This window comes from Campylobacter sp. (genome assembly GCF_052170435.1).
In the GTDB taxonomy this organism is placed as follows: Bacteria; Campylobacterota; Campylobacteria; order Campylobacterales; family Campylobacteraceae; genus Campylobacter_A.
The window spans coordinates 1-5,409 of sequence record NZ_JBQNAN010000041.1 but is presented as its reverse complement, the minus strand read 5'-3'; the positions used below and the strand labels follow the sequence as shown (position 1 = coordinate 5,409).

Annotated in this window: 7 protein-coding genes; all 7 read right to left on the bottom strand. The window is 45.0% G+C overall.

The genetic code is table 11. The features are described 5' to 3' along the window. Positions 1-134: hypothetical protein (locus ACTTJF_RS09810; RefSeq protein ID WP_442551803.1), on the bottom strand; the 134-nt coding region annotated here is incomplete at its 3' end. A 9-nt stretch (positions 135-143) separates the two neighbouring features. Beyond that, positions 144-368, bottom strand: a complete 225-nt coding sequence (locus tag ACTTJF_RS09805) for a twin-arginine translocase TatA/TatE family subunit (RefSeq protein WP_002952710.1) — start codon at positions 366-368, stop codon at positions 144-146. Between the two features lie 40 nt (positions 369-408). Beyond that, a complete protein-coding gene (gmk, locus tag ACTTJF_RS09800) occupies positions 409-1,017 on the bottom strand; it encodes a guanylate kinase (RefSeq protein ID WP_442551802.1) in 609 nt (202 codons plus the stop codon). Continuing rightward, on the bottom strand, positions 1,018-2,619 hold the full coding sequence (locus ACTTJF_RS09795) for a saccharopine dehydrogenase (RefSeq protein WP_442551801.1): 1,602 nt from the start codon (positions 2,617-2,619) through the stop codon (positions 1,018-1,020). It abuts the gene before it with no gap. A gap of 64 nt (positions 2,620-2,683) precedes the next feature. Next, positions 2,684-3,445, bottom strand: coding sequence for a flagellar biosynthetic protein FliR (fliR, locus tag ACTTJF_RS09790; RefSeq protein WP_002952713.1), 762 nt, complete (start codon positions 3,443-3,445; stop codon positions 2,684-2,686). A 422-nt stretch (positions 3,446-3,867) separates the two neighbouring features. Beyond that, positions 3,868-4,524: an ABC transporter ATP-binding protein gene (locus ACTTJF_RS09785; protein WP_442551800.1), complete on the bottom strand. Its 657-nt coding sequence runs from the start codon at positions 4,522-4,524 to the stop codon at positions 3,868-3,870. A gap of 6 nt (positions 4,525-4,530) precedes the next feature. Beyond that, positions 4,531-5,409: translation elongation factor Ts (tsf, locus tag ACTTJF_RS09780; RefSeq protein WP_442551799.1), on the bottom strand; the 879-nt coding region annotated here is incomplete at its 5' end.

Here is a 5,409-nt window from a genome sequence, read left to right as displayed (position 1 = left end):
GGGGATTTTTTGAGCTGTTTTGCTAGGCTAAAAGTAGGCATCGCGTAGTGCGCCAAGCCCTTATCTTTTGGCTTTTCCAGCGCAAAGTCAAAGCTTGCGGCGCCTTTTATCTCGTTTATTACGCTTTTTTTCAACGCCTTTCCTTACGCGTTTTTAGCCGTATCTTCAGTCTTTGCGGCGGTTGCGGTTTCTTCTTTTTTCTCTTCTACTTTTTCTACGTTCTCGGCTTTTTTATCGTCTTCCATTTCCGATTTGAAGCTCTTTATTCCCTTACCTAGGCCTTTTGCGAGCTCGGGGATCTTTTTCGCTCCAAAAAGCAAGACCACGATAAGTAAAATAATAAGCAATTGTTGGACGCTTGGACCCATTTTTTCTCCTTTTGATTTTCGTTATATTAGCATAATTTTATCAATTATTCCATTTGTTAATAATCTCTTTTGCGTCTAAATTTGACGTTTTTAGGCGCATCGAGCGCAAAATCCCGCGCAAATTTTCGTAGCAGTTTTGCAAGTCGTCGTTTATCAAAAAATAATCGTACTCTAAGATATGCTCCATCTCGCCGACTGCGTTTATCAGCCGCTTTTCGATGGTTTCCTCGCTATCGGTGCCGCGATTTTGCAGCCTTGATTTTAGCTCGTTTTTGCTGGCGGTCGTGATAAAAACGGAGGTGATATTTTCGGCGAATTTCGATTTTGCGATATTAAAGCCCTGCACGTCGATATCAAAAATAGCTATTTTGCCCTCTTCAAGCGCCTTTAAAACGGGCTTTAGCGAGGTGCCGTAGTAGTTGCCGTGCACGCACGCCCACTCCAAAAACTCATCCGCGTCTATCCCTTTTTTAAACTCGTCTTCGCCTATAAAATAATAATTCACGCCCTCGATCTCGCCCTGCCTCGGCGCTCTCGTGGTGCTTGAGATAGAAAAATAAAGATCGTTTTCCTCTTTTAAAAGACGGCTTAAAAGCGTGCTTTTGCCGCTACCGCTAGGGCCGGAGATAATTAAAATTTGCCCCTTCAACTACTTTTCCTCAAAGCTTATATTGATTTTTATGTTGAGATTTTTTAGAGCTTCTCGCAGTTCGCCGTCTTGCAGCGAATTTTCTAGATTTTTTGCTACGGCGTCTGAAATTTGAGCCTTTAGCTCGTTTATCTTTGACGTCGTTTGAGCTTTTTGTGAGCTCAAATTTGCCGCTTCGCCGCCATCAAATCCGCTTTCGTTAAGCGCCAAAGCCATATCTTTTTCGCTGATTTGCTCGATATCGCCGTACTCGCTCGGATGGAGTTCCTGCGCCACTTCAAGCTCCTTTTGCATGTCGTCAGATTCGATGATTTCTTGCACGTCTTGCTCCAAGCCCGCTTCCGCCTCGTCTTGCTGCTCGTCCTCGGCAAAAATATCCTCCGCAAGATCGCCGTCTAAAACATCTTGCGCCAAATTTTCCTCAGTCGCAAACTCCGCCAACTCCGTCTCGCCGGCTGCTTCTGTGTCGCCTAGCAAAAACTCGTCGCCCAAGGCGCTATTTTTGACCTGCACCTCTTGCTCGTCCGGCTCGTCAAATTTCATATCTACGTCGGCAAAGATATCATCCTGCTCTTTGGCTTCTTCTACCACAAATTTATCGTCATTTTCCGTTTGTTCAAGGCTTTGCGGAGCTTCAGGCTCGTCCGCGCTATCCATATCGGCAAACTCGGCCATATCAGGCTCGTCCGCCGTTTCAAATTTAGCATCCAAAGGCTCGTCGTCCGTATCCAAATTTTCAGACAGCTCATCCATCTTGTCTATTTCATCGATTTGATGCTTGATATCCTCGATACTGCCGTCAAAATCAAGCTCAAATTTGTCTTGAGTTTCTTCAAGCTCGTCTTCTCCGTCCGCGGCGACAAGCTCCGTTGCGCCGAGTTCAGTGAGTTCAGGTTCGTCCGCCGTTTCAAATTTGATATCCATAAGCTCATCCGGCGCATCTATCTCCGCAGAAAGATCGTCAAATTTATCGTCTTTTGCGGCTATTTCAAACTCGTCAAAATCCATCGCCTCATCATCCGCGTCATCCAAATCTAGCTCTTCGTCTCCGAGTTTCTCGCTTAGCTCGTCCATATCGTCGATAGCTTTTACGATCTCATTTAGCTCGTCAAAGGCGCTATCTTTGCCGGATGTCGCTTGCGAAATATCGTCAAGCTCGTCGTCTAGCCTAAGCTCGCCCGGATCCAGCTCCATGATCTCGTCTTCAAAGACGTCTTCGGCCGGATCGTCTATAAACTCAAACCCTTTGACCGAGACCTCGGCGGTTTCGTCTTTTGTAGCAGCAGGCTCGGCGCTCTTTGTTTTGCTCGCCAGATCCTCCACGATAGTGATAAATTCCGTCGGCAAAAACGGCTTTGGCAGTATCCTGTCGGCATTTTCAAAGGTCGGAGAATTTTTAGAGGAAAGGTATAAAATTTTATTTGCGAATTCTTTTAGGTTCATCTCTTTTGCGTTGATATCGCTGTCGATGATAAGCACGTCAAAAACGCCGCTAAGCTCGCTAGCGTCGCCGATCTCGACGTATTCGTAACCCATTTTGCTAAGAGCCAGCGTCGCCAAGCGCGATACCGCGGGATTGGCGTTTACAAGAACGATTTTCACGAATTCTCCTTTTTATACCTAAAAAACGTATTTTAAAACATTTTCCATTACTTCAAGCTTAGTTTTAGAAAAATAGCGACGGAAGGTCGTTGATAACGCGAAGCACTAGCTGCCTAAAAAGCTCCATCATACCCGCTAGTATCGCGATCAGCACGGCAAAGCCGATCGTGATCTTGATCGGATAGCCCACGACTAGCAGGTTAAACTGCGGCATCGTCTTCATGAGCATGCCAAAAATCAAATCAGAAAGTAGCGAAAGCGCCAAAATCGGGAAGGAAATGATAAACCCGAAGGTAAATAAATTTATCATGGACTTTGAGGCGTACTGCACGATATCAGGACTCGGATAAAAGCCGCCCAGCGGCACGTGCGTGAGGGAATTTGAGATAAAAAGCAAGATCAAATGGTGCCCGTCGAAGGCCAAAAAAGTCATGAGCGCGAGAAAATTTATGATATTTGAGATCACGGGCGAGCTAAGGCCGGTCTGCGGATCAAGCACCGAAGCCATCGAAAAGCCCATGATCATCGATATCTGCTCGCCGGCTAACTGCAAACTAGCAAAAACGATGTGAAGTAGCAGCCCTGCGCAAACTCCTAGCGCCGCCTCGCTCACGATCTCGACGGCTAGATAGTAAATTTCGCCGCTTTTAATGCTAGCAAGCGGAAACAAAAATAGCGTAAGTAAAAACGAAAACGCGGTCTTGACGCTCATAGGTATCTGCTCGTGCCCGTAAAACGGGAAAAACAGCATCAACCCGCCGATACGCGCAAACAGCAGCATAAAAGTGATGACGCGCTCGGGCGCGAAAAACTCGACTAGCTCCACCTGACTCTTTCGTTTTAAATTTAAATGTCGTTATTTTAGGGTTAAATCCTTGAAAATTCGGTAAATTTAAAAGACAAATGAAAATGTGCGGCAATTTAGGTGTGATCAAGGGTGGTTAAATGCCGTTTTGAGGGCTAAATTTTGTATGCGCGTTGTTACTTTTAAAATTTGGGCGGTTTAAATTTATCGACCGCTTTGCGTTTTTATTTTTGCGTTAAATTTTAGTTTTGCGGGACGGCAAGATGTAGGCGTTCGTTTTTATGTTTTGTCGGTTGGCGAAGTCGAAACCAGAATTTTAACAAGTCACTATATCTTGCGAATTTAAAACGTCTTACTATAAATTTGACTTAAAAAAATAGCTCGTAAATTTGGCGCACAAATTTTAAATGGCAAATTTGAAAAATCGTCGCCTGCAAAAATATTTAAATAGCTTCGGGAGAAATTAAAGAGAATTTTTTGTCTTCGAGGCGGTAAACCTCGTCGCATCTTTGTGCAAGCTCGTTGTCGTGAGTGACCAAAACCAGCGCCGCATCATTTGCTTTGATATAGTTAAATAGCGTTTGCATCACTTCGTTTGCGGTCTGTTTGTCTAGATTTCCTGTCGGCTCGTCGGCAAATATCACGCGCGGCTTTTTGCAAAGTACCCTAGCGATTGAGACGCGCTGCTGCTGCCCGCCGCTTAGCTCGCCCACCTTTTGATTCATTACGCCGTCTATCTTTAAATTTGCCAAAATTTCATCGTCTATTTTTTGCGCGGATAAAACGGAGGCTAGCTCGATATTTTCGTGCGCGCTAAAGCCTTTAAAAAGATAGTGCGCCTGAAAAATGATACCGAAATCAAATCTGCGAATGCGCAAAAGCTCGTTTGCCGACAGGTCGTAAAGCGACTTACCGCCGTAGATAACTTCGCCGTTTTTGGGTCGTAAAAGAGTAGAAAGTATATGAAGTATAGTTGATTTGCCGCAGCCGCTGACGCCCGTTATGGCGCAGCTGCCGCCGGCATTTACGCTTAAATTTACATCCTCAAAGAGCGTATAATCATACGCAAAGCCTAGATTTACGCCCTTTAAGATTTCCATTAAATTTTAGCCTATTTGCGCCGCAACCTCGGCCGCAAAGTCCTCGTTTTTCTTCTCTAGGCCTTCGCCAAGCTCGAAGCGAACGTATTTTACTAGCTCGATCTTGCCGCCTAGCTCTTTGCCTTTTTCTTCAACGACTTGCTCGATAGTTTTTTTATCGTCCATTACGTAAAACTGTCCAAGTAGCGTAAGGCGCTGATCTAAAACAGTGTTGTCCGCGTAAAATCTCTCGATCTTGCCAGGGATGATCTTATCCCAAATTTTCTCAGGTTTGCCCTCGGCTTTTAGCTCTTCTTCGATCGCTTTTGTAGCTTTTGCAAGCTCTGCATCGCCTATCTGGCAGCGGCTAGCATACTCAGGTATGTGATGAAGCGGTTTACCTAAGCGTTTTAGCTCTTCATTATCTTTTTCAAGTTCGGCGCGAAGCGCGATAAATTCCTTCTCGACAAACTCTTTGTCAAGGTCTTTATAGCTTATAACGCTTGGTTTCATAGCAGCTGCGTGCATGCACAAATTTCTTGCAAATTCAGCCGCTTTGTTTGCGATTTCTGCACTTTCGCAAACTAGACCGATAAGCACGCCTACGCGGCCGTTTGAGTGAACGTAGCCGTTTACTACGCCTTTGTCGTCCGCTTTTATAGTCTCAAAGCGGCGAACGACCAAATTTTCGCCGATAGTAGCGATCTGGCTTTTGAAATAATCCTCAAATTTAACGCCGTTAATAACGCTTGCGTTTAGACTCTCGACGTCTTTTATCAAATTTGTTTGGATGTGCGCCGTAGCGTCTTTGGTCAAATTTTGAAACTGAGCGTTTTTAGCGACGAAGTCAGTCTCAGAGTTTATCTCGCTGATAGTTGCTGTTTTGCAGTGATCGCAAACAACAAC

Excerpts from the sequence above, each read along its gene's own strand:
- ACTTJF_RS09805 (WP_002952710.1), bottom strand. The coding sequence starts at position 368 with ATGGGTCCAAGCGTCCAACAATTGCTTATTATTTTACTTATCGTGGTC.
- ACTTJF_RS09785 (WP_442551800.1), bottom strand. The coding sequence starts at position 4,524 with ATGGAAATCTTAAAGGGCGTAAATCTAGGCTTTGCGTATGATTATACG.